The sequence below is a fragment of the Pseudomonas sp. EL_65y_Pfl2_R96 genome, from assembly GCF_963970905.1.
Lineage (GTDB): Bacteria > Pseudomonadota > Gammaproteobacteria > Pseudomonadales > Pseudomonadaceae > Aquipseudomonas.
In genome coordinates this window covers 221,326-243,421 of sequence record NZ_CAXAQH010000003.1, presented here as the reverse complement: position 1 = coordinate 243,421, position 22,096 = coordinate 221,326, and the positions used below count along the sequence as shown (strand labels likewise).

The 22,096-nt window shown below is 60.5% G+C and carries 21 protein-coding genes; 8 read left to right on the top strand and 13 right to left on the bottom strand.

Going from position 1 to position 22,096, the window contains the following annotated elements; translation table 11 throughout:
- Positions 1–52 precede the first annotated feature (52 nt).
- Complete coding sequence (locus tag AACY49_RS05530) at positions 53–1,372, top strand: MFS transporter (protein ID WP_339522200.1); 1,320 nt, start codon at positions 53–55, stop codon at positions 1,370–1,372.
- 253 nt (positions 1,373–1,625) lie between these two features.
- Positions 1,626–2,255: a flavin reductase family protein gene (locus tag AACY49_RS05525; RefSeq protein WP_320393499.1), complete on the top strand. Its 630-nt coding sequence runs from the start codon at positions 1,626–1,628 to the stop codon at positions 2,253–2,255.
- On the opposite strand, the gene AACY49_RS05520 is transcribed toward AACY49_RS05525, so the two are convergent.
- Both AACY49_RS05520 and AACY49_RS05515 read right to left on the bottom strand, forming a co-directional pair.
- Positions 2,256–2,486, bottom strand: coding sequence for a hypothetical protein (locus AACY49_RS05520; protein ID WP_258699361.1), 231 nt, complete (start codon positions 2,484–2,486; stop codon positions 2,256–2,258).
- A 41-nt stretch (positions 2,487–2,527) separates the two neighbouring features.
- Entirely contained in the window at positions 2,528–2,881 is a 354-nt protein-coding gene (locus AACY49_RS05515) for an antibiotic biosynthesis monooxygenase family protein (RefSeq protein ID WP_258699360.1), read from the bottom strand.
- Positions 2,882–3,216: 335 nt separating this feature from the next.
- Here AACY49_RS05515 and AACY49_RS05510 point away from each other — a divergent pair, with 335 nt between their 5' ends.
- Complete coding sequence (locus tag AACY49_RS05510; protein WP_258699359.1) at positions 3,217–4,146, top strand: AraC family transcriptional regulator; 930 nt, start codon at positions 3,217–3,219, stop codon at positions 4,144–4,146.
- A gap of 130 nt (positions 4,147–4,276) precedes the next feature.
- Here AACY49_RS05510 and AACY49_RS05505 read toward each other — a convergent pair whose 3' ends face one another.
- The 6 genes from AACY49_RS05505 to AACY49_RS05480 form a co-directional block, all read right to left on the bottom strand.
- Entirely contained in the window at positions 4,277–5,332 is a 1,056-nt protein-coding gene (locus tag AACY49_RS05505; RefSeq protein WP_258699358.1) for an ABC transporter ATP-binding protein, read from the bottom strand.
- Positions 5,333–5,350: 18 nt separating this feature from the next.
- Positions 5,351–6,199 carry an ABC transporter permease gene (locus AACY49_RS05500; protein WP_258699357.1) on the bottom strand — a complete coding sequence of 283 codons (849 nt, stop codon included), beginning with the start codon at positions 6,197–6,199 and terminating at the stop codon, positions 5,351–5,353.
- Entirely contained in the window at positions 6,196–7,104 is a 909-nt protein-coding gene (locus AACY49_RS05495; RefSeq protein WP_339522192.1) for an ABC transporter permease, read from the bottom strand. The genes AACY49_RS05500 and AACY49_RS05495 overlap by 4 nt, the downstream gene beginning before the upstream one ends.
- Positions 7,105–7,296: 192 nt before the next feature.
- A complete protein-coding gene (locus AACY49_RS05490) occupies positions 7,297–8,400 on the bottom strand; it encodes an extracellular solute-binding protein (RefSeq protein WP_339522190.1) in 1,104 nt (367 codons plus the stop codon).
- Positions 8,401–8,617: 217 nt separating this feature from the next.
- Positions 8,618–10,078 carry an aldehyde dehydrogenase family protein gene (locus AACY49_RS05485; protein ID WP_339522188.1) on the bottom strand — a complete coding sequence of 487 codons (1,461 nt, stop codon included), beginning with the start codon at positions 10,076–10,078 and terminating at the stop codon, positions 8,618–8,620.
- Positions 10,075–11,712 carry a 5-guanidino-2-oxopentanoate decarboxylase gene (locus AACY49_RS05480; RefSeq protein ID WP_339522186.1) on the bottom strand — a complete coding sequence of 546 codons (1,638 nt, stop codon included), beginning with the start codon at positions 11,710–11,712 and terminating at the stop codon, positions 10,075–10,077. Before AACY49_RS05480 ends, AACY49_RS05485 begins: the two co-directional genes overlap by 4 nt.
- Positions 11,713–11,871: 159 nt before the next feature.
- Here AACY49_RS05480 and AACY49_RS05475 point away from each other — a divergent pair, with 159 nt between their 5' ends.
- Entirely contained in the window at positions 11,872–12,753 is an 882-nt protein-coding gene (locus tag AACY49_RS05475; RefSeq protein WP_258699352.1) for a LysR substrate-binding domain-containing protein, read from the top strand.
- A gap of 59 nt (positions 12,754–12,812) precedes the next feature.
- Here the strand turns inward: AACY49_RS05475 and AACY49_RS05470 are convergent, their stop codons facing one another.
- Complete coding sequence (locus AACY49_RS05470) at positions 12,813–13,694, bottom strand: MBL fold metallo-hydrolase (RefSeq protein ID WP_339522182.1); 882 nt, start codon at positions 13,692–13,694, stop codon at positions 12,813–12,815.
- Between the two features lie 114 nt (positions 13,695–13,808).
- Here AACY49_RS05470 and AACY49_RS05465 point away from each other — a divergent pair, with 114 nt between their 5' ends.
- Both AACY49_RS05465 and AACY49_RS05460 read left to right on the top strand, forming a co-directional pair.
- Positions 13,809–14,714 carry a LysR family transcriptional regulator gene (locus AACY49_RS05465; protein ID WP_258699349.1) on the top strand — a complete coding sequence of 302 codons (906 nt, stop codon included), beginning with the start codon at positions 13,809–13,811 and terminating at the stop codon, positions 14,712–14,714.
- A gap of 212 nt (positions 14,715–14,926) precedes the next feature.
- Positions 14,927–15,103 carry a hypothetical protein gene (locus AACY49_RS05460; protein WP_007938859.1) on the top strand — a complete coding sequence of 59 codons (177 nt, stop codon included), beginning with the start codon at positions 14,927–14,929 and terminating at the stop codon, positions 15,101–15,103.
- Between the two features lie 12 nt (positions 15,104–15,115).
- Here AACY49_RS05460 and AACY49_RS05455 read toward each other — a convergent pair whose 3' ends face one another.
- A complete protein-coding gene (locus tag AACY49_RS05455) occupies positions 15,116–16,012 on the bottom strand; it encodes a helix-turn-helix domain-containing protein (RefSeq protein ID WP_339522177.1) in 897 nt (298 codons plus the stop codon).
- 179 nt (positions 16,013–16,191) lie between these two features.
- Here AACY49_RS05455 and pobA point away from each other — a divergent pair, with 179 nt between their 5' ends.
- The gene (gene pobA / locus AACY49_RS05450; protein ID WP_258699347.1) at positions 16,192–17,385 is read left to right on the top strand and encodes a 4-hydroxybenzoate 3-monooxygenase; all 1,194 of its coding nucleotides are present in this window, start codon (positions 16,192–16,194) and stop codon (positions 17,383–17,385) included.
- 79 nt (positions 17,386–17,464) lie between these two features.
- Positions 17,465–18,982 carry an MDR family MFS transporter gene (locus tag AACY49_RS05445; RefSeq protein ID WP_258699346.1) on the top strand — a complete coding sequence of 506 codons (1,518 nt, stop codon included), beginning with the start codon at positions 17,465–17,467 and terminating at the stop codon, positions 18,980–18,982.
- Between the two features lie 143 nt (positions 18,983–19,125).
- On the opposite strand, the gene AACY49_RS05440 is transcribed toward AACY49_RS05445, so the two are convergent.
- The 3 genes from AACY49_RS05440 to AACY49_RS05430 form a co-directional block, all read right to left on the bottom strand.
- On the bottom strand, positions 19,126–19,995 hold the full coding sequence (locus tag AACY49_RS05440) for an ATPase (RefSeq protein WP_258699345.1): 870 nt from the start codon (positions 19,993–19,995) through the stop codon (positions 19,126–19,128).
- A 116-nt stretch (positions 19,996–20,111) separates the two neighbouring features.
- Positions 20,112–21,104 (bottom strand): NAD-dependent epimerase/dehydratase family protein, encoded by a 993-nt coding sequence (locus AACY49_RS05435; protein WP_339522173.1) that lies wholly within the window; start codon positions 21,102–21,104, stop codon positions 20,112–20,114.
- 61 nt (positions 21,105–21,165) lie between these two features.
- Entirely contained in the window at positions 21,166–22,059 is an 894-nt protein-coding gene (locus AACY49_RS05430; protein WP_258699343.1) for a LysR family transcriptional regulator ArgP, read from the bottom strand.
- Between the last annotated feature and the right edge of the window lie 37 nt (positions 22,060–22,096).

Sequence of the window (22,096 nt, the reverse complement as noted above, 5' to 3'; positions counted from 1 at the left end):
GCAGGCTGCGTTTTAACGCGCTCCACAAAAACAATTAAACGAGGATCCTTCAATGGATAACTCCAACACCCTGCCCCTTGGGTCGGCTGCCGTGCCGGTCAAAGAAAAAACCACCGCCAGCCGGATCAAATCGATCTTCAGCGGCTCTGTCGGCAACATGGTCGAGTGGTACGACTGGTATGTCTATGCCGCCTTCTCTTTGTATTTCGCCAAGACCTTTTTCCCCAAAGGCGACACCACCGCACAACTGCTGAACACCGCCGCGATCTTCGCCGTGGGCTTCCTGATGCGCCCGATCGGTGGCTGGCTGATGGGCCTGTATGCCGACAAAGTCGGGCGCAAAAAGGCCCTGATGGCCTCGGTCTACCTGATGTGCTTCGGCTCGCTGCTGATCGCCCTGAGCCCGAGCTATGAAACCATCGGTATTGGCGCGCCGATCCTGCTGGTGTTCGCCCGTTTGCTGCAAGGCCTATCGGTCGGTGGCGAGTACGGCACCTCGGCCACTTACTTGAGCGAGATGGCTACCAAGGAACGTCGTGGCTTCTTCTCCAGCTTCCAGTACGTGACTCTGATCTCCGGTCAACTCATAGCGCTGGGCGTGCTGATCGTGCTGCAAAACTTTCTGACCACCGAGGAGCTGTACGCCTGGGGCTGGCGCATCCCGTTCGCCATCGGCGCGCTGTGTGCCGTGGTCGCGCTGTACCTGCGTCGCGGTATGGAAGAAACCGAGTCGTTCACCAAGAAAGAAAAGTCCAAGGAAAGCGCGATGCGCACCTTGCTGCGCCATCCGAAAGAACTGATGACCGTGGTCGGCCTGACCATGGGCGGCACGCTGGCGTTCTACACCTACACCACGTACATGCAGAAATACCTGGTGAACACCGTCGGCATGAGCATTTCCGACTCCACCACGATTTCCGCGGCCACGCTGTTCCTGTTCATGTGCCTGCAACCGATCATCGGCGGGCTGTCGGATAAAGTCGGTCGTCGACCGATCCTGATCGCCTTCGGTATTCTCGGAACCCTGTTCACCGTACCGATCCTGACCACCCTGCACACCATCCAGACCTGGTGGGGCGCGTTCTTCCTGATCATGGCGGCGCTGATCATCGTCAGCGGCTACACCTCGATCAACGCGGTGGTCAAAGCCGAACTGTTCCCCACCGAAATCCGTGCACTGGGTGTTGGCCTGCCGTACGCGCTGACCGTGTCGATCTTCGGCGGTACCGCTGAATACATCGCGCTGTGGTTCAAGAGCATCGGCATGGAAACCGGTTACTACTGGTATGTCACGGCGTGCATCGCGGTGTCGTTGCTGGTGTATGTGACCATGAAAGACACCCGCAAGCATTCGCGGATCGAGACGAACTGACAGCAACATTGATGGCGGCTGTACCGGCCTCATCGCGGGCAAGCCCGCTCCCACAGGTTGACCGAGTTCTTTCAGAAGAATGCGGTCGAATGTGGGAGCGGGCTTGCTCACGATGAGGCCGTAACATTCAACATCTGTGTTGACTGTTAAACCGCTATCGCGGGCAAGCCCACATTAGATCTCATCGCTGGAAATAACCCGCTCGTCCTTGCACTATGATCGATCTCGAAACAAAGCCTCAGGAACCCCGTCCATGACCGACGACATCCATTTCTACGAACCCGCCAACGGCCACGGCCTGCCGCATGACCCGTTCAACGCCATCGTCGGCCCGCGCCCCATCGGCTGGATCTCTTCGCAGGACGCCAACGGTCGCCTGAACCTGGCGCCGTACAGCTTTTTCAACGCCTTCAACTACATCCCGCCGATCATTGGTTTTTCCAGCGTCGGGCGCAAAGACAGCCTGAACAACATCGAGCAGACCGGCGAGTTCGCCTGGAACCTGGCGACGCGTCCGCTGGCCGAGCAGATGAACCAGAGCTGCGCCATGGTTGGGCCTGAGGTCAACGAGTTCGAACTGTCCGGGCTGACCACCGCCGCGTCGAAAATCATTCAGGTGCCACGGGTTGCCGAAAGCCCGGTGTCCTTCGAGTGCAAGGTCACGCAGATCATTCAGTTGCAGCGTGCCAACAAGGAAGTGGTGCCGAGCTGGCTGATTCTCGGCGAAGTGGTCGCCGTGCACATCGCCAAATGGCTGTTGAAAGATGGGGTGTACGACACCGCCGCGGCAGAACCGATTCTGCGCGGCGGCGGGCCGGCGGATTATTTTCAGCTGGGGCCAGAGGCACTGTTCAAGATGTTCCGCCCGGGGGCGGTCAAGTGATTACCAGAGCAGGTCGGCGTTTTCTTTGACGTCCTGGAGGCGGGTCAATTCTTTGGCCGCGGCCTCGTCGGCTTCATGAGCGGTCTTGAAGGTCTGGCCTTCCAGCACTTTGTGAAAAACCGGGGCACCGGAACCGCCGAGGGCTTTGACGGCAATCGCGGCGTGGTAACCGCCCTCGCCCGGTACTACGGCTGAAACGGCTTCGAAATGTTCAAAGGCTTTGCGTGCCATGTCGCGGATCCTGGCTGATGGAGAATTGCGCCATTAAACCCTCAACCGGCCAGTTTGTGTACCTCTACCGGGGACTGGCCAAGGGCCTGGGCCGCCGAGACATCCTTGAAGGTGTGGAAATCCAGGCTGTTGACCACCAGCTCCTGCACCAATTCGGCAAAAATCTGCATCGCCGGGCTGCCGAAGTAAGCGGTCATGGCCTGCTGGTTGGCCCAGAAACCGGACACCAGCCACAGTTCGGAATCGCATTGTGAGTGCTGCAGGGCGAAGCTCAAGCAACCCGGTGCGTTGCGCGACGGCTCGATCAGGGCGCTCAAGCGCACACCGAGTTCTGCCGAACGCCCGGCGCGGGCGCGGACGAAGGCCATATGACTGACGGGGATTTGCGTAGACATGTTCAACCCTCCCAGGTCATTCAGTGGCAGCCGGGGACGGGCTGCGACAGGATCCAAGATTAGGCGGCGTGCCATGGTCATCGTTAGTCGATTTCTGCCGACGCATTGCACAATCCTGCGAGACTTGGCTCAACACCTGTAACAACCGGTAAAACCCGTCACATCACTGTCACACGCGTTTTGTGTAGGCGCTGCCCATCTGCGTCACGTCATGACCGGGCGGCACACGAAGCCCATGCAGAATCAGGCAAGCTTTTGGCAGGATGTGTCTACCGCTGTCCCTTGCACAAATTTAAGCTCAGCCCATGACCAACACTTCACGGAGGATTCCCTGCATGTCGTCGCTCGATCACTTTCAGGCTCCGCTTCCCGCCGACATGGAAAAACAGCGCGCGGAACTGGCCGACCTCATCCGCCGCAACACGCTGGACGATGGCTCCTACGCCACCGCCGTCGGCTCGCTGTTCATGTCGCGTCACAGTAAATCCCATGATTTCGCCCCGGGGCTAGCCCAACCGGCCCTGTGCATCATGGCCCAGGGACGCAAGGAGGTTCGGCTGGCGGACGAATACTTCAATTACGACCCGCTGAATTACCTGGTGGTATCGGTCTCGATGCCCTTGAGCGGTCGGGTGGTGAATGTCTCGCCCGAGGAACCGATCCTCGCGGTGCGGCTGGACATCGACCCGGCGGAAATCACCGCGCTGATTGCCGACGCGGGGCCCATCGGCGTACCCACGCGGCCCACCGGTCGCGGCCTGTATGTCGAGCGGATCGACGCGGCCATGCTCGACGCCGTGTTGCGTCTGGCACGTTTGCTCGACACCCCCAAAGACATCGCCATGCTGGCGCCGCTGATTCGTCGGGAGATTCTGTATCGGTTATTGCGCAGTCAACAGGGTCATCGGCTGTATGAGATTGCTATCGCCAACAGCCAGAGCCATCGCATCAGCCAGGCGATCAAATGGCTCAACGGCAACTTTGAACAACCGCTGCGCATCGATGATCTGGCACGGGAAGTGAACCTGAGCGTGTCGACGCTGCACCACCGGTTCAAAGCGATGACGGCGATGAGTCCGCTGCAATATCAGAAACAGCTGCGCCTGCAAGAAGCGCGACGGTTGATGTTGGCCGAAGGGCTGGAAGCTTCGGCGGCGGGTTATCGGGTGGGCTATGAAAGCCCTTCGCAATTCAGCCGTGAGTACAGCCGATTGTTCGGCGCGCCACCGCTGCGGGATTTGGCGCGGTTGCGGTTGTCGGTTTGATCCGACATTTGTTGTGTGGCTGATGGCCTTATCGCGGGCAAGCCCGCTCCCACAAGGACCGGTGTACACGGAACCCTGTGGGAGCGGGCTTGCCCGCGATGGGGCCAGTAAGAGCAACCCTCCACTAACGTCAGGCGCTCAACACTCGGCACGCCTCAGCCGGCAACGTCACCGACACCGGATTGCCAATGCTCAACCCAATCCCCTGACACGGCGTGCTCAACGCGGTAAACGACACCCCTGAACACTCGACGGTGGTTTCAATCGTCGCACCGATATCCCGCACAAACGTCACCTTGCCCAGCAAGCGATTCCCCGCCGTGGCTTGGGGCTGCGACAGTTGCAGATCCTCAGGGCGAATCAGCATTTTCACCTTCTCCCCCACCACAATGCTGCTACAGATTGGCACTTGCAGCGCATCGCCACCGGGCAAGCTGACCTTACCGTTGCCCAGCGCCGTGGCCGGAAAGATATTCCCCGAACCGATAAAATCCGCGACGAATTCATTGGCCGGATGCCGATAGATTTCGATCGGCGTGCCCACCTGCTGCACCCGATGCTCACCCAGCACCACCACGATGTCGGCCATGGTCATGGCTTCGCGCTGGTCGTGGGTGACCATGATGGTGGTGATGTTCAAACGCTGTTGCAGCTGACGGATTTCCACCTGCATCGACTCACGCAGCTTGGCGTCCAGCGCCGACAACGGTTCGTCGAGCAACAGGATTTTCGGGTGCGAGGCAATCGCACGGGCAATCGCCACCCGCTGACGCTGACCGCCGGAGAGTTTTGCCACCGGGCGATCAATCATTTCCTGCAGTTGAATCAGCTCAAGCAACTCCACCACCCGCGCCTGCTGATCGACCTTGCTGACCCCGCGCAGTTTCAGCGGATAAGCAATGTTCTCCCCCACCGTCATGTGCGGAAACAGCGCCAGCGATTGAAACACCATGCCGAAATTGCGCTGGTGCGCCGGCGTATGGCCGATGTCTTCACCGTCCAGGCGAATCTCGCCGCCGGTCAGGGTTTCGAGCCCGGCGATCATCCGCAGCAAGGTGGTTTTACCGCAGCCCGAGGGCCCGAGGAAACACACCAGCTTGCCCTCGGGCAAATGCAGGTTCACATCTTTTACCGCGCAGGCCGAGCCGTAATGTTTCTCGACGTTTTCCAGAATCAGACCAGTCATTTGAATCACCTCAAGAAATCAGAACGAAACGCCGCCTTCACCAACCAACTTTTCCAGCGCCCAAATGAGCACGAAGTCGATCAGCACGATCAGCACGGCAAACGAAAATACGGTTGGGTCGAGCGAAGACACGGTGCGGCTGTACATCCAGATCGGCACGGTCATGACGTCGATGGTGTAGAGAAAATAGGTCACGGTGAATTCGTTGAACGAGACGATGAACGCCAGCAGCATGCCCGCCAGAATCCCCGACTTCATCAACGGCACCACCACATCGACAATCGCCCGCAGCGGCGAGGCACCGAGCATTTGCGCGGCCTCTTCGACTTCGCTGCCGATGGAAAGCATCGCTGCCGTGCAGTTCTTCACCACGAACGGCAGCGCCAGAATCACATGGGCAATCACCAGCCGCGAGGTGGTGATCTGGAACGGCAAACTGTCGAACACCAACAGCAAGGCCAGCCCCAACACCACCATCGGGAACACCAAAGGCAAAGACATAAGCTGCAACGCCACGGCCTTGCCACGGAACTCACAACGGGTCAGGGCATAGGCCGCCGGCACTGCGATGATCGTGGCGAAAACCATGGTCAGGCAGGCCACCAGCAAACTGGTGCTCATGGCTTTGCCCAGGCTCAGCACGTCGCTGGCATCCGGCGACACGAAGGTGTGCCAGGCGGCCTTGTACCATTGCAGGCTGTAGCTGCTGGGCGGGAAGTCGAGGTTCGACGCGCCGCTGAACGACATGACGATCATGGTCAGGATCGGCAGCACCGCCAGCAGCAAAATGAAGCCCGAGAGGATGCCGGCAAACTTGCCGGTATCGCCCGGCAACAGCGAGTGACGCTTCTTGATCACAGAGCTCATTGCGAAGCCTCCAGCATGCGCCGACGACGGCCAGTGATGTATTCGGACAAGGTCATGATCGCGAGCGTGGTGACGATCAGCACCACACCGGCGGCGGACGCGGCGGGCCAGTTCATCAGCGGGGCAATCTGGTCATGGACCATCACCGCCAGCATCGGCACGCGCCGACCACCGAGCAGCAACGGCACCACGAAGCTGCTGGCGTTGTAGGCGAACACCAGCGTCGCGCCGGTGATGATCCCCGGCAAACTCATCGGCAACACCACCTGGCGAAACACCTGCAAGCGACTGGCGCCAAGGGTGGCGGCGGCTTCTTCATAAGTGCGGGCAACGCCGCGCATGGCGCTGGCAATCGGCAGCACGGCCAACGGGAACGCGGTTTGCACCAGGCCCATCAATACGCCGTTCTGGTTGTAGAGCAGCATGATCGGCCGCTTGATCAGGCCCAGGCCCATCAGCGCCTGATTGAGCATCCCGCCAGGGCCGAGAATCACCAGCCAGCCGTAGCTTTGCAGCAACAGGTTGACCAGCAATGGCAGCAGCACCGCCGCAAGGAAAATCCGCCGCACAAACGGTGAGGTCAGCCGCGACATGGTGTAGGCCACCGGGATCGCCAGCAGCACCGCAATCACCGCGCTAATCAGCGCCAGGCGCAATGTCAGCAGCAACGATTTGAGGTAATAGGGCTCCAGCAATTGCGCGTAACTGGCCAGGTTGAACCCGGTCCATTCCGCGCCTTTGGTGCCGACGCTCATACGCAGCACCAAGAGGCTCGCGGCAATCAGCACGCCGAGAAACAGCATCGACGGCGAGAGGAAAAACCAGGCACGCGCCGTCGGTGAGACACCCCGAGTGATGCGCACGGGTGCGGCGCTTACCGGATGGGTCAGAGGTTGGTGTTCCATAGCAAGGGTCTCGTCAATGGAAAGCAGCTGAGCGAACACAACCTTCAAAAACACCGTGAACCCTGTGGGAGCGGGCTTGCCCGCGATAGCAATCTGTCAGTCACATCAGTATCGACAGGGGGGCCGTCATCGCGGGCAAGCCCGCTCCCACAGTGTTTTGCAGTGTTCTAAAGACCCGTGTTCGCCACTCGATCAGGAAGAAAAGATTTCCGTGTAACGACGAATCCATTGGTCATGCACGGTGGCCAGGAAGGCGTTGTCGTGCATGATCGCCTTCTCGGCAATCTGCTCCGGCGTGAGGATGTACGGGCTCTTGCGCGCTTCGGCGGAGATGATCGCCTTGGCGTTGACCGGGCCGTTGTAGATGTCTTCGGCCATCTTGCCCTGCACCAGCGGGTCCAGAGAGTGGTTGATGAAGGCGTAGGCCAGGTCGATATCGCCCGGGCGATTCTTCGGCATCACCGACAACATCAGGTCGGTGTAGAAGCCTTCCTTCATACCGAACGTGGCGCCCAGGCCGTAGGCCGGATCGCGAATCTGTTTCGGGAAAAACGCCGGCGCGTACAAGCCGCCCATGTCCAGGGAACCGGTGCGGAACAGCTCGGCAATCTGGTTCGGGTTTTCGCCCAAGGTCACGACGCGATCTTTCAGCTCGGCGAGTTTCTTGAAGCCCGGCTCGATGTTGTGTTCGTCACCACCGGCCAGTTTGGCGGCGATGATGATCAGGTCCATGGCCTCGGTCCAGTTCGGTGGCGGCAGGAAGATGTTCGGTGCCAGGTCCGCGTCCCACAGGGCGGCGTAGCTGGCCGGGGCTTCTTTCTGGGTGCGGGTGCTGTAGACCAGGCTGTTGCACCACAACAGGTAACCGATGCCATGACCGTTGGCGCCGGTGCGGTATTTCTCCGGCACGTCGACCAGGTTGGGAATGCGGTTGAGGTCGGGTTTTTCCAGCAGGTTGGCGGCGGCCAGACCTTCGGCGCCGACGCCTGCCAGAGTGATGATGTCGTACTGCGGGCGATCACCGCCGGCCTTCAGCTTGGCGACCATTTCCGAAGTGCTGCCGGTGCGGTCAGCGATGACCTTGCAGCCGTATTTGTCTTCGAAGGTGGCCGCGATATTGCGCAGCGCCGCAAGGCCCGTGTCATCGGACCAGGTCAGCAAGCGCAGGGTCTTGCCCGCAAAGCGTGTATCGCTGGCATTGGCCCGGATGAACGGCATGCTCATGGCCGCCGCTGCAACCGAAGCTACGCCCACGGTTTTGATGAATTGACGTCTGTTCAGATCATGCTCGCCCATGAAGGACTCCCTTTGTTTTTTTAAGTATGAGGTTGGTCGCAACCGTTGCATCCGCGCGGCCAGATCTGCATTAGACCCCGTATTTACGGGGGGTTAGCTGAGCCGGCGGGTTCATCCTGAGGTCGTGCAAAACACCTGACTATCGATAAAAACTCATTGAAGCCATGACGCTGGCGCATGCCTCATCAAGAGGCATGCGCTCACCTTTTTCGTGCTGTCAGATGGCCCGAATCACGTGTTTGATTTCCTGGAAAGCCTGCAAGCCCCACGGCCCCAATTCGCGGCCGATGCTGCTCTGTTTGTAGCCACCCCAGGCGGTCTGCGGGAAGATCACTTGCGGCGCGTTGATCCACACAAGCCCCGCCTGCAAAGCATTGGCGACCCGATCCGCCGCTTCGCTGTCGCGGGTGACCACGCTGGCCACCAGACCGAACTGACTGTCGTTGGCCAGGGCGATCGCCTCGGCTTCAGAGGTGAAACTGCGCACGCAGATCACCGGGCCGAAAATCTCTTCGCACCACAACGCACTGCCTGAGGGCACGTCGATGAAAATGGTCGGCTGCAAAAAATAGCCGCGCGGCAGATCTGCCGGGCGATTACCGCCGCAGATCAGTTTCGCGCCAGCGCTCAAACCGCGATCGATGTGCCCCAGCACTCGCTGGTATTGCGCCTGATTGACCAGTGCGCCCATTTCCACATTCGGATCGAACGGGTCGGCCACGCGAATGGTTTCGGCACGTGCCTTCAGTCGCGCTACAAATTTATCCGCCAGCTCATCGGCGACCAGCACGCGGCTGGTGGCGGAACACATCTGCCCGGCGTTGAAGAAACCGCCGCCACAGGCCACTTCCACGGCCAGTTCTACGTCTGCGTCTTTGAGCACCAGCAGCGAGGATTTGCCGCCCAGTTCCAGGCTCACGCCTTTCACGGTTTCCGCCGCCCGCTGCATCACCTGCACGCCCACTGCGTTGCTGCCGGTGAAGGAAATCTTGGCGATGCGCGGGTCAGCCGACAGCGGTGCGCCAACAGCAAGACCAGTGCCGCAGACCAGGTTGAACACACCGTTTGGCAGACCGGCCTCGGCAATGATCGTTGCCAGTTCCAGCTCCGGCAGCGGCGTCACTTCAGACGGTTTGAGCACCACGCAGCAACCGGCGGCCAGGGCCGGGGCGAGTTTCCAGGCGGTGGTGACCATCGGGAAGTTCCACGGCACGATCAGCCCCACCACACCGCAAGGCTCGCGGCGCAAACGGGCGCTGAAATCATCGCTCGGCAACGCCACGGCGCTGTCTTGTTTCGCGTCCAGGCCTTCGGCCAGATCGGCGTAATACTCGAACGTGGCGATTACATCGTCGACATCAATGGCCGCTTCAAACAGCGGTTTGCCGTTGTTGCTCGACTGCAACTTCATCAACTGTTCGCGACCGGCCTGCACGCCAGTGGCGATTCTGCGCAGGATCGCGCCGCGCTCGGCGCCGGTGGTTTTCGACCACTCCTTGAAAGCATTGGCCGCCGCGGTGACGGCCTGATCGACAGCGTGTGCATCGCCGCCGTTAACGGTGGTCAGCAGCGCTTCGGTTGCCGGGTTGATTACGCGCAGATGTTCGTTGCCGGCCGACCATTGGCCATCGATGTACAGGCCGTCAAGCGTGGTCGGGAACGTCGCAGAAAAACTCATTTCGACACCGCCTTCATCCACTGGGTCTGATCGATTTCAATCAGGGTCGGGCCCTGGCGATCGGTGGCGAGACGCAGCGCGCTGCGCAGTTCTTCGACACCGCTGACCGCCTCGGCCGCGCAGCCCAGCGCCTTGGCCACACCGATGAAATCGGGGGTGTAGATGTCCACGCCCACCGGCTCGATGGCACGGTTGACCATGTATTTCTTGATCTCTTCGTAGCCCTGGTTATTCCACAGCAATACGATCACCGGGGTGCGTGCTTCCACCGCGCTGGCCAGTTCCGGCAAGGTGAATTGCAGACCGCCGTCGCCGATCAGGCACACCACCGGAGGGCGCGCACCGCCTTCGACGCTACCACCGAGCCAGGCGCCAATCGCCGCCGGCAAGGCGTAACCGAGGGTGCCGTAACCGGTGGACGAGTTGAACCAGCGACGCGGGCGTTCCGGGTTGAAGGTCAGGTTGCCGGTGTACACCGGTTGGGTCGAATCGCCAACGAACACCGCGTTCGGCAATTCGTACAGCACGGTTTCCAGGAAGCGGGTCTGAGCCAGCGTCGGGGCGTCCCAGGTCGCGGCCAGTTCATCGCGCAAACGCGCGGCACGCACTTGCCCCCAATCGTTGCGACGCTCGGCCAGCGACTTGTGGGATAGCGCACTCAGCAAGGCCTGAGCGGCGTGGCGCGAGTCAGCCACCAACGCGACCTTCGGCGGGTAATTGCGCACGGTCTGGTCGGGGTCGATGTCCACGCGCAGCAGCACGCCAGGGATTTCGAAACCACCCGCGAAGGTGACGTCGTAATCGGTTTCGGCCAGTTCGGTGCCGATGGCCAGTACCACGTCGGCCTCGGCCACCAGTGCACGGGTTGCCACCAGACTTTGGGTCGAACCGATCAGCAATGGATGGCTGGATTCGAGCATGCCCTTGGCATTGATGGTCAGAGCCACTGGCGCATCCAGCAGTTCGGCCAGCTCAGTCAGCTCGGCCGCCGCATCGATGGCGCCGCCACCGGCGAGAATCAACGGGCATTTTGCACCGGCAAGCAGTTCGGTCATGCGGCTGATCGCGCTTGGCGAGGCACCGGCTCGATCGATGTTCACCGGCACGCTGGCGAGCAACTCATCGGCTTCTTCCACCAGCACGTCCAACGGGATTTCGATGTGCACCGGACGCGGACGCCCAGCCTGGAACAGCGCGAAGGCGCGGGCCAACACGCCCGGCAATTCAGCCGCCGACATCAACGTGTGGGAGAACGCCGCCACACCGCCGACCAGTGCGCCTTGGTTCGGCAGCTCATGCAGCTTGCCGCGCCCGCCGCCCAATTGGCTGCGCGATTGCACGCTGGAGATCACCAGCATCGGGATCGAGTCGGCGTAAGCCTGGCCCATGGCGGTGGTGATGTTGGTCATGCCGGGGCCGGTGATGATGAAGCACACACCCGGTTTGCCGCTGGTGCGCGCATAACCGTCGGCCATGAAACCGGCGCCCTGTTCGTGGCGTGGAGTGACATGGTTGATGCTCGAACGGGCCAGCCCGCGATACAGCTCCACGGTATGCACCCCGGGAATGCCGAACACCTGCTCGACCCCGTAATCTTCGAGTAACTTGACCAATACTTCGCCGCACGTCGCCATGTGTTTGCCCTTTTTGTTCGTTTGAGACGCCGGGCCTGCGCTGTGTTTATGATGGGTTGGCAGGTCCAGGGATGGCCTCATTGGAACGGGCGACACGTCGCCGCAACAATGGATAAAAAGTCATACTAGCCATGTCCTCACGTCATACCTTGGATCCCAATGAAACGATTGCCTCCCCTGCCGGCGCTGCACACTTTTCTGATCACCGCGCAGTGCTGCAACTTCACCCGGGCCGCCGAACAACTGCACATCACCCAAGGTGCGGTGAGCCGGCAGATCGCCGGGCTGGAAGATCATCTGGGGTATGAGCTGTTCATTCGTCAGGCGCGGGGCTTGAGCTTGACCGCCGAAGGACGGGAATGGCTGCCACGGGTGCAGCAGATTTTCGGCCTGATCGACGAGGCGGTTGAACAGATCGGCGAGAAGCGCGAAACCCTGCAACTCAAGGCACCGACCTGCGTGATGCGCTGGCTGTTGCCGCGCCTGTTGCAGTGGCAAAAGGAACGCCCGGATGTGCCGGTGGAGTTGACCACCACGGTGAAACACGGCGTGGACTTTCATCGCGAGCAATTCGATGCGGCGGTGATGTATGGCGCGCCGCCGGACAATTCACTGGTTTCTCATCATTTGTTCGATGAGCAACTGACCCCCGTGTGTTCCCGGCCGATGCTTGAAGGGCCGTTAGCCTTGCAGACCCCGGCCGATCTGCAACAGCACCTGTTGCTGCATCCAACCCGGGATGAGCGGGACTGGAAAGCCTGGCTGAAAGCGGCGGATATTCATCTGAGCAATGTCGGCAAGGGCCAGCATTTCGAAACCCTGGACCTGGCGATGTCGATGGCGTCCCAGGGGACGGGCGTGGCGATTGGTGATTGGTCGTTGATTGGCGATGACTTGAGTGCCGGGCGGCTGGTCATGCCCTTTGATTTGAAGGTGAAAACCGGGTTGGCGTATTACCTGGTGTTCCCCGAGAAACCGGAACCTTCGCCGAAGTTGCGCGAATTGATGGGGTGGTTGGTGGAGCAGGCGCAAAGCCGCTAAGAGATGCTCATAGATCGTTCCCACGCTTCGCGTGGGAATGATCAGTTGAGTGCGGCGGATTACCACTTCATCTCGCCCTTGGCGACTTTGGCGCTCAGCTCGAGCGAGCTTTCTTCACCCAGGGTCGGGTAGCGTTTTTTCATCGCGCCGATCAGCTCGGCAGCGTCTTTCGCCTTGGCGGTTTCTTCGTCGAAAGCCTTGATGTAATCGGCAGTGAACTGCACCGCCGCCAGAGAGCGAGCGCTCTCACCCAGGTAGTGACCCGGCACGATGGTGTTCGGCTTCAAGGCTTCAATCGTGTGCAGCGTCGTCAGCCAATCGGCATGGGACTGCGGGGTCTGGGTGTCAGCCATCCACACGTGAATGTTTTCGGCGACGATCACACCACCGACCACTGCCTTGATCGACGGGATCCACACAAAGCTGCGATCCGGCTGCTTGCCATCCAGGCCGACCACCTGCAACTTCTGCCCTTCCAGCATCAGGCTGTCGCCCTTGAGCACCTGCGGCACGATGGTTTTGTTCGGCACGTCGCCCCCCATTTTCGGGCCCCAGAATGCCAGTTTGCCGTCGACGGTTTTTTTGATGTGATCGACGGTCGGTTGCGAGGCCAGCACTTTGGCTTTCGGGAACGCTTTGGTCACGGTGTCGAGGCCGAAGTAGTAATCCGGGTCACCGTGGCTGATGTAGATGGTGGTCAGTTGCTTGCCGCTGGCGCGGATTTTTTCCACCACCTGTTCGGCCTGGGCTTTGCCGAATTGCGCATCCACCAGAATCGCTTCTTTCTCACCGCTGACCAGTACCGAGGTCACCGGGAAGATCGCATTGGTGCCAGGGTTGTAGACGTCCAGCGTCAGGGTGGACGCCGCCGCGGCGTGGGCCGCGAAGCCGAGGGTGGCGGTTGCCAGAAGAATGCGTTTGATTGATGTGAAGCCGATCATCTGTTGCTCCGTTGTCCGAATGCCGTGTTTGGCGATGGGACAGAGCTTAGTTGCCTGGTTCGATACAAAAAATGCGATGCTTGAACATAGTTTGTTTCTGAAAGCGGGCAAATCATGGATCGTCTACAAGCAATGCGGGTGTTCGTTACGGTGGTGGACCTGGGCAGTCAATCGGCCGCCGCCGATCACCTGGACCTGTCGCGACCGGTGGTTTCACGGTATCTGGCGGAGCTGGAGGATTGGGTCGGCGCGCGCCTGATGCACCGCACCACGCGCAAGTTGAGCCTGACCGCCGCCGGGACGGAAATTTTGCCTCGCTGTCGGCAGATGCTCGATTTGTCCACCGACATGCAGGCCGCCGTCAGCGAACCGGACGACGCACCGCGAGGCCTGCTGCGGATCAGCGTCAGCACCTCGTTCGGCCAGGCGCAACTGGCCGACGCCATGGCGGCTTACGTCAAACGTTACCCCGGCGTCAGCATCGATATGCAAATGCTCGACCGCACGGTGAACCTGGTGGATGAACGCATCGACCTGGCCATCCGCACCAGCAACGACCTGGACCCGAACCTGATCGCCCGGCGGCTGACGGTCTGCCGCTCAGTGATCTGCGCCTCCCCCGCTTACCTGCGCGAGCATCCGACACCGAACCGCGTCGAGGACCTGAGCCGGCATAACTGCCTGACCCACTCCTACTTCGGCAAGAGCCTCTGGCATTTCGAACAGGACGGCGAGCCCGTCTCGGTGCCGGTGCAAGGCAACATCAGCGCCAACGAAGCCAGCACGCTATTGCGCGCGACGATGGCCGGGGCCGGCGTGGCGATGCTGCCCAGTTATCAAGCGGGTGTGCATATCCACAGCGGCGAACTGATCCGCCTGCTGCCCCAGGCCGAGCCCCGGCAGATGAACATCTATGCGGTGTATGCCTCACGCAAGCACATGCCGGCGGCGCTGCGCAGCATGCTGGATTTTCTGGTGCTCAGATTTCCCGAAGAACCGGCGTGGGATGTCGGCCTGTAAACACCCCCCCTGTGGGAGCTGGCTTGCCTGCGATGGCGTCGTCACATTCAACAAAGATGCTGACTGACAGTCCGCTATCGCGGGCAAGCCCGCTCCCACAGGGGTCATCATCGTTCTGAATATCGCGTTAAACGCGAGGGCCCTGGCAACTCATCCGCGCTGACCTATGCTCAAAGTAGTACCGAAAGGTATTCGTTCAGAGGTCAAACGCCATGAACATCAAAACAAGAAGATACCTCGCCATTTTCATCACTTGCGCGGCGACACTGGCGCTGTATGGCACGGCCGCCTGGCGCGTCGAACAGTTGCGAAAAGTGCCCCGTGACTTCGCGAGTTGCAACTTCGAGCGCTGCATTCCCCACAATGCGAGCCTCAACGCCCTCCGGTAACGAAAAGGGGGATCAGCCCTCGTTGTCCTGATCGGCCTTCAAGCGGTCGCGAAAGGCCTTGGGCGAAATCCCCACCCGACGCCTGAACAGGCGTGTGAAGTTGGTCGGATCGGAAAACCCCAACACATCGGACATTTCATAGATGGTCATGCTGGTGTAGGTCAGCAAGCGCTTGGCCTCCAGCAATTGACGCTCATGCATGATCTGCAACGCCGGTTGCCCCGCCAGCTCACGGCATGTGCCGTTCAGGTGGGACACGGAAATCCCCAGCCGATGGGCCAGGTCCTCGACCTTGACGTGCTGGCGATAGGTTTCTTCCACCAGCTGAATAAAACCGTTGAGGTATTCCCGGGCACGCTGCGGACGCTGATTGGCAGCGTGGCGCTGAATCACCTGACGGCTGACCCACACCATGATCACGCTGACCAGCGAATGCATGAGCATTTCCCGCGCCGGTTGATGGCCGGTGTATTCGCTTTGCAGCGCTGAAAACAGGCTGTTGAGGTACCCGCTGTCCTGTCCCGCCGGATAGCTTTCGGCCTGTGCCAGGGCATTCACCGAATTGCCCAGTTGCGCCTGAAGATGGGCGACCAGGGGCGCGGCCAGCGTGACGACGAACCCCTCGACGTCCTCGGAAAACCGATAACCATGCACCGATAACGGCGGCAGAATCAGAATGGCCGGCTCGATCAATTGTGAGCGTTTGCCTTCGATTTCAAGCTCTGCCTGACCTTTGAAAACGAAGAGCAACTGACACAAATCAGCGTGGCGGTGGGGTTTGATTTCCCATTGATGTTCGCGGCTGCGTTTTGAAATGGTTTCACAGTGCAACAAATCCGGGGTCGGCCAGTCCAGGCTTTCACCGTAGAGTTTGAACACCGGAATCGATGGCAGGTCAGGCTTGTTCATCACTTCAATCCAGGCCTCGAGGGTAACGGGGCGATAATCGCACCGATTGGCAGAATGTACAGGTATCGGCTCAGTTTTCACCTTCAATTGACAGACTCGCAAGTGAAAAATGCAAGTAATCGATCCATAAAAATCATTCACCGGCCTTGGTCGCGTGGAGCTTGCGAGTCATAAAAACAATGAAAACACTAAAAACCCAAGTCGCCATCATCGGCGCCGGCCCCTCTGGTTTGCTACTCGGCCAATTGCTGCATAACGCCGGCATCGACACCCTGATCCTCGAACGCCAGACCCCGGACTATGTGCTGGGTCGCATCCGCGCCGGGGTGCTCGAACAAGGCATGGTAGAGCTGTTGCGTCAGGCCGGAGTGGGTCAGCGCATGGACACCGAAGGGCTGGTTCACGCAGGCTTCGAACTGGCCCTCGACGCACGCCTCGTGCACATCGATCTGCAGGCGTTGACCGGCGGTAAAACCGTGATGATCTATGGCCAGACAGAGGTCACCCGCGACCTGATGGCCGCCCGTCGGGACGCTGGCGCGCAGACGATCTACGAAGCGAAAAACGTCGTCCCCCATGACATGAAAACCGCTGAACCCTATGTCACCTTCGATAAGGACGGCGAAACCTGGCGACTCGATTGTGACTACATCGCCGGTTGCGACGGTTTCCATGGCGTAGCGCGGCAGTCGATTCCTGCCGACTGCCTGAAGGTATTCGAGCGGGTGTATCCGTTCGGCTGGCTGGGGATTCTCGCCGACACGCCACCGGTTCACCAAGAGTTGGTCTACGCACGGCATGAACGTGGGTTTGCACTGTGCAGCATGCGTTCGACGACACGTACCCGTTATTACCTCCAGGTACCGGCTCAGGATCAAGTCGAGGATTGGTCTGACCAACGCTTCTGGGATGAGCTCAAATCCCGTCTGCCGGCCGCCCTCGCCGCCTCTCTGGTGACTGGCCCCTCGATTGAAAAAAGCATCGCGCCGCTGCGCAGTTTCGTGGTCGAGCCGATGCAGTACGGGCGGATGTTCCTGGTCGGCGACGCCGCGCACATCGTCCCGCCCACCGGCGCCAAGGGCTTGAACCTGGCGGCCAGCGACGTCAGTACGTTGTTCAATATTCTGCTGAAGGTTTACCGCGAAGGGCGTGTGGATTTGCTGGAGAAATATTCCGAGGTCTGCCTGCGGCGAGTGTGGAAGGCCGAGCGGTTTTCCTGGTGGATGACCTCGATGCTGCACCGCTTCGACGACCACGATGCGTTCAGCCAACGCATCAGCGAGTCGGAGCTGGCCTATTTCGTTGACTCCGAGGCGGGCCGAAAAACCATCGCAGAAAATTACGTCGGCCTTCCTTATGAGGCTATCGAATAGCCTGCTACCGACTTACACTGGCGAGCATTCCCGCTCGCCTTGGCTCTTGCGGGTCCATCACTGCCCGCAGGTTTTACCCGTGACCAATCTCAACCAGCCTGACACGCCCAAACCGGCCATTCGCAGCGTGCTGATCGCCCTGATGCTGGCGATCTTTCTGGGTGCGCTGGACCAGACCATCGTCGCTGTGTCGATGCCGGCGATTTCCGCGCAGTTCAAGGACGTCAACCTGCTGGCCTGGGTCATTTCCGGCTACATGGTGGCGATGACCGTGGCGGTGCCGATTTACGGCAAGCTCGGCGATCTGTATGGCCGCCGCAGGTTGATGCTGTTTGGCATGGGCTTGTTCACCCTGGCGTCATTGTTCTGCGGCATGGCGCAAAGCATGGAGCAACTGGTGCTGGCGCGGATCTTTCAAGGCATCGGCGCCGGCGGGATGATTTCGGTGAGCCAGGCGATCATCGGCGACATCGTCCCACCGCGCGAACGCGGTCGCTATCAGGGTTACTTCAGCAGCATGTACGCGGTGGCCAGCGTGGCTGGCCCGGTACTCGGTGGCTACATGACCGAATACCTGTCCTGGCGCTGGGTGTTTCTGATCAATCTTCCGTTGGGCCTGGGTGCCTGGCTGGTGGCCTACCGCACACTGGTGGGGCTGCCGGTGCCGCAGCGCAAGCCGATCATCGACTACCTCGGCACGTTGCTGATGATCATTGGCCTGACGGCGTTGCTGCTGGGCATCACTCAGGTTGGCCAGGGCCATTCGTGGCGCAGCGCCGAAGTGGCGGGTTTGCTCGGTTGTGCGGTAGTCGTGCTGGCCGTGTTCGTCTGGCATGAACGGCGGGCGCGGGAACCGTTGCTGCCGATGCACTTGTTCGCCAACCGCAATGCGATCCTCTGCTGGTGCACGATTTTCTTCACCAGTTTCCAGGCGATTTCCCTGATCGTGCTGATGCCGTTGCGCTTCCAGAGCGTCACCGGCGCCGGCGCCGACAGCGCTGCGTTGCACCTGTTGCCGCTGGCCATGGGCTTGCCGATCGGCGCGTATTTCGCCGGGCGCCGGACCTCGGTGACCGGTCGTTACAAACCGATGATCCTGACCGGCGCCCTGCTGATGCCATTCGCGATTCTCGGCATGGCGTTCAGTGCGCCTCAGGCGTTTGTGCTGAGCAGCTTGTTCATGTTGCTCTGCGGGATCGCTGGCGGCATGCAGTTCCCGACCTCGTTGGTGGGCACGCAAAACTCGGTGGAACAACGGGACATTGGCGTCGCCACCAGCACCACCAATCTGTTCCGTGCTCTGGGCGGCGCGGTGGGAGTGGCGTTGATGTCAGCACTGTTGCTGGCGTTGCTGCAGGATTCGAGTTTCGCGCACCTGGCCGGTTCGTCGCTGATTGCCGAGGGCCGTTCGGGGAATGTCTTGCTCGATGGTTTGAACGCCGCGCCGGGGGATGCGCAGAACGCCTTGCGCGCTGAGTTGCTGCTGACTTTTCGGCATTTGCTGATGGTCAGTGCAGCGGTGTCGCTGCTGGGGTTGGCGGCGGCGATTGCCATGCCGAACAGGGTGTTGCGGGGGCGGGAGGACACGGTCCGCTAACCCCTCCGACCGATCGTTCCCACGCTCTGCGTGGGAACGCCTCAAGGGACGCTCCGCGTTCCAATGGGACGCAGAGCGTCCCGGGCTGCATTCACACGCAGAGCGTGGGAACGATCAACCACAGGCCTCATCACTGCATCGGGCTATTGAGGCCGGGGGCGCAGCTGTTGCTGCAGATTCTGAATCTGCGCCTGCAGGGTGTTGATGTTGCGGGTAACCAGGCCGCGGAAGGCGTCGAACTCGGCGGTGTTGGTGCCGCCTTGCGCAGCGGCCGGGCGATTGTCCTGTTGGCTTTTGAGCACGATCATGTCTTGCTCCAGGCGTTCGATGGCGGCACTCGGGTTGCCTTGTCTCTTCAACGCGGTGATGTCGGCGCCAAGGCTTTTGAGTTGGGCATCGACTTTGCTGGTATCGGCCGGTGCGCTCTTCAACGCGGCCAGTTCGCCGCTCAAGGCTTTGACCTGAGCCTGCAACTGAGCATTGGCCGCTTGTTGTTCGGTGGTTTGCGCAGTCATTTGCGCCAGGCGCTTGTCCAGATCGGAGGTCTGGCCGAGCACGCCTTGTTGCTGTTTGCTCTGGTCCTGAAGTTTGCTTTCCAGCTGTTTGCTCTGGTCCTGGAGTTTGCCTTCCAGTTGTTTGATTTGCAGCTTCAACGCTTCACTGTCGGTGTTGACGTTGGATTGGCTGGCCACGACCTTGCCGGAAATGTCCTGCAAGCGCCCCGCCGCTTCCTCACTGATGCGCGCGAAACTTTCCTGGGTCGCCACCAGTTGCTGCTCCATCAGCGAGATCTGCTGAAAACTCCACCAGGCAAGCCCGGCGAAGGCAAAGAACAACGCACCGACCAACGCCCACAACGGGCCGGTGCTCGGGCCCTTGACCTTGACTACCGGTGTGGTGCGCGAACGCACGGAAGTGCGAGCGGTGGTCGGAAAATCATCGTCGTCGAGGCTGTCGGCACGCAGGCTCGGGACATCGTCGAAGTCGTCGTTGGCATCGTTACGCATGGACATTGAGTCAACCTTTGTAAAACGCGGTGATGGCTTGATGCGGCGAAGTATAACCCCCGCTGCCGCACCGGTTGACCCTGAACCCCGAACTCGGTTCAGTACGGGACGGTCCTTGTGTGTCAGCGAATGTCCTGAGCCTTCCACCAGCCGCAAAATTCATCGAGGGCGGTCCAGAGGCTGACTTTCGGATCGTAGTCCAGATAATGTCGTGCGCGGCTGATGTCCAGGGTGAAATTTTTGTTCATCACCTGCATCCCCAGCCGCGACAGGGTCGGCTCGGGACGACCTGGCCACAGCTTGCACACACCCTCGTTGAGCGCGGCAAGGCTGTAGGCCAAGCCGTAGGAACGGTAACGGGTCACCTGTGGGACATCCATTTGGCGCATCACGTAATTGACCACATCCCACAACGGCACCGGCGCTCCATTGCTGATGTTGTAGGCCTTGCCCAGGGCCGAACCGCTGGCCAGCAAACTGCTGAGCAACGCTGCATTGAGGTTTTGCACGCTGGTGAAGTCGACCTTGTTCAGGCCATTGCCGATAATCGCCAACCGCCCTTTGCGCTGCATCTTCAGCAGCCTGGGGAAAATGCTCATGTCCCCGGCCCCCGTCACGAAACGTGGCCTTAGGGCCAGAGTCTCGAGACCGAACTCCTGCGCACCGAAGACTTTTTGCTCGGCCAGGTATTTGGTCGCGGCGTAGGGATGTTTGAAACGCTTGGGCACCTGCTCTTCGGTCAAACCCAAATGATCGCGGCTATCGAAGTAGATCGACGGCGACGACAAGTGCACCAGGCGCCGCACTCGCTGTTTCAGGCAGGCCTCGACCACGTTCTCGGTGACCTGGACATTGCCTTGATGAAAGTCCTGATACCGCCCCCACAAACCGACAGCGCCGGCGCAATGGACCACGGCTTCGACGTCTGAACACAGGTCGCGCGCCAGTTGCGGGTCGCTCAAGTCGCCCTGAATGAACTCGGCGCCACGGCGCACCAAATGCTCGACGCTCTCGGCCCGGCGACCGTTGACCCGCACGTCCAGGCCCTGCTCCAGGGCGAAACGCGCAAAGCGTCCGCCAATGAAGCCGCTTGCGCCGGTGACCAGAATCTTCATGAATTGCTCCGAATATTTCGCTTTGCGTTTTGCGTATGGCGTGAGGTCTTGACGCTGCCCGTCAATCCAACGGCACCAGCCATTGCTTCGACGAGCGCACCAATTGATCGGTGAGTAACCCCAACAACTGACCGCCATTGCGCCAATAATGCCAGTACAGCGGCACATCGATCGGCTTATCTGGCAAAAGCTCGCGCAGGATTCCGCGCTCCAGTTGCTCGCGCACCTGCAATTCAGGCACCAGGCCCCAGCCAAGCCCCGCTTCCGTGAGACGAAGAAACCCTTCGGACGAAGGGCATAAATGGTGTTCGAAACCACCATCCACGCCTAAAGACGCGAGGTAACGATGCTGTAGGAAATCGTCTGGGCCAAACACCAGAGCCGGGGTTTTGGCCAACTGGTCGGCGCGCACACCGTCGGGAAAATGCCGGGCAATGAACGCCGGACTGGCCAGCGCACGGTAACGCATCGCCCCCAACAGAACGCTGCGCGCACCGGCCACCGGTCGTTCACTGGCGCAGAGACATCCCGCTACTTCGCCTGCGCGCATGCGTTTGAGGCCGACGGTCTGGTCTTCCACCACCAGGTCGAGCAACAGATGCTCCTGTGCGCAAAAGTCCCCCACAGCCGCAGCCCACCAGGTGGCCAGGCTGTCAGCGTTCAGCGCGATGCGCAGGCGCTCCGGCAGGCCTTCTTCGTCCAGCGCCGGCACCAGGGTTTGCAGATCCCGCTCCAGCAACCGCACCTGCTGCACATGGTTGAGCAATCGCCGGCCAATCTCCGTCGGGGCCGGTGGCGTTACGCGCACCAGCACCGGTTGGCCGACCCGTGCCTCCAGCAGTTTGATGCGCTGGGAGATCGCCGATTGGGACAAACCCAACACTTGCGCGGCGCGTTCGAATCCGGCCTGTTCGATCACAGCGGCGAGCGCGGACAGTAATTTGTAGTCGAACATCAGTTTTCCTAATGAGCGATCAGAATTATTTGTTTTT

Bases quoted from the DNA above. Each gene is read 5' to 3' on its own strand.
- AACY49_RS05530 (WP_339522200.1), top strand. From the start codon at position 53: ATGGATAACTCCAACACCCTGCCCCTTGGGTCGGCTGCCGTGCCGGTC.
- AACY49_RS05525 (WP_320393499.1), top strand. From the start codon at position 1,626: ATGACCGACGACATCCATTTCTACGAACCCGCCAACGGCCACGGCCTG.
- AACY49_RS05520 (WP_258699361.1), bottom strand. From the start codon at position 2,486: ATGGCACGCAAAGCCTTTGAACATTTCGAAGCCGTTTCAGCCGTAGTA.
- AACY49_RS05515 (WP_258699360.1), bottom strand. From the start codon at position 2,881: ATGTCTACGCAAATCCCCGTCAGTCATATGGCCTTCGTCCGCGCCCGC.
- AACY49_RS05510 (WP_258699359.1), top strand. From the start codon at position 3,217: ATGTCGTCGCTCGATCACTTTCAGGCTCCGCTTCCCGCCGACATGGAA.
- AACY49_RS05505 (WP_258699358.1), bottom strand. From the start codon at position 5,332: ATGACTGGTCTGATTCTGGAAAACGTCGAGAAACATTACGGCTCGGCC.
- AACY49_RS05500 (WP_258699357.1), bottom strand. From the start codon at position 6,199: ATGAGCTCTGTGATCAAGAAGCGTCACTCGCTGTTGCCGGGCGATACC.
- AACY49_RS05495 (WP_339522192.1), bottom strand. From the start codon at position 7,104: ATGGAACACCAACCTCTGACCCATCCGGTAAGCGCCGCACCCGTGCGC.
- AACY49_RS05490 (WP_339522190.1), bottom strand. From the start codon at position 8,400: ATGGGCGAGCATGATCTGAACAGACGTCAATTCATCAAAACCGTGGGC.
- AACY49_RS05485 (WP_339522188.1), bottom strand. From the start codon at position 10,078: ATGAGTTTTTCTGCGACGTTCCCGACCACGCTTGACGGCCTGTACATC.
- AACY49_RS05480 (WP_339522186.1), bottom strand. From the start codon at position 11,712: ATGGCGACGTGCGGCGAAGTATTGGTCAAGTTACTCGAAGATTACGGG.
- AACY49_RS05475 (WP_258699352.1), top strand. From the start codon at position 11,872: ATGAAACGATTGCCTCCCCTGCCGGCGCTGCACACTTTTCTGATCACC.
- AACY49_RS05470 (WP_339522182.1), bottom strand. From the start codon at position 13,694: ATGATCGGCTTCACATCAATCAAACGCATTCTTCTGGCAACCGCCACC.
- AACY49_RS05465 (WP_258699349.1), top strand. From the start codon at position 13,809: ATGGATCGTCTACAAGCAATGCGGGTGTTCGTTACGGTGGTGGACCTG.
- AACY49_RS05460 (WP_007938859.1), top strand. From the start codon at position 14,927: ATGAACATCAAAACAAGAAGATACCTCGCCATTTTCATCACTTGCGCG.
- AACY49_RS05455 (WP_339522177.1), bottom strand. From the start codon at position 16,012: ATGAACAAGCCTGACCTGCCATCGATTCCGGTGTTCAAACTCTACGGT.
- pobA (WP_258699347.1), top strand. From the start codon at position 16,192: ATGAAAACACTAAAAACCCAAGTCGCCATCATCGGCGCCGGCCCCTCT.
- AACY49_RS05440 (WP_258699345.1), bottom strand. From the start codon at position 19,995: ATGTCCATGCGTAACGATGCCAACGACGACTTCGACGATGTCCCGAGC.
- AACY49_RS05435 (WP_339522173.1), bottom strand. From the start codon at position 21,104: ATGAAGATTCTGGTCACCGGCGCAAGCGGCTTCATTGGCGGACGCTTT.
- AACY49_RS05430 (WP_258699343.1), bottom strand. From the start codon at position 22,059: ATGTTCGACTACAAATTACTGTCCGCGCTCGCCGCTGTGATCGAACAG.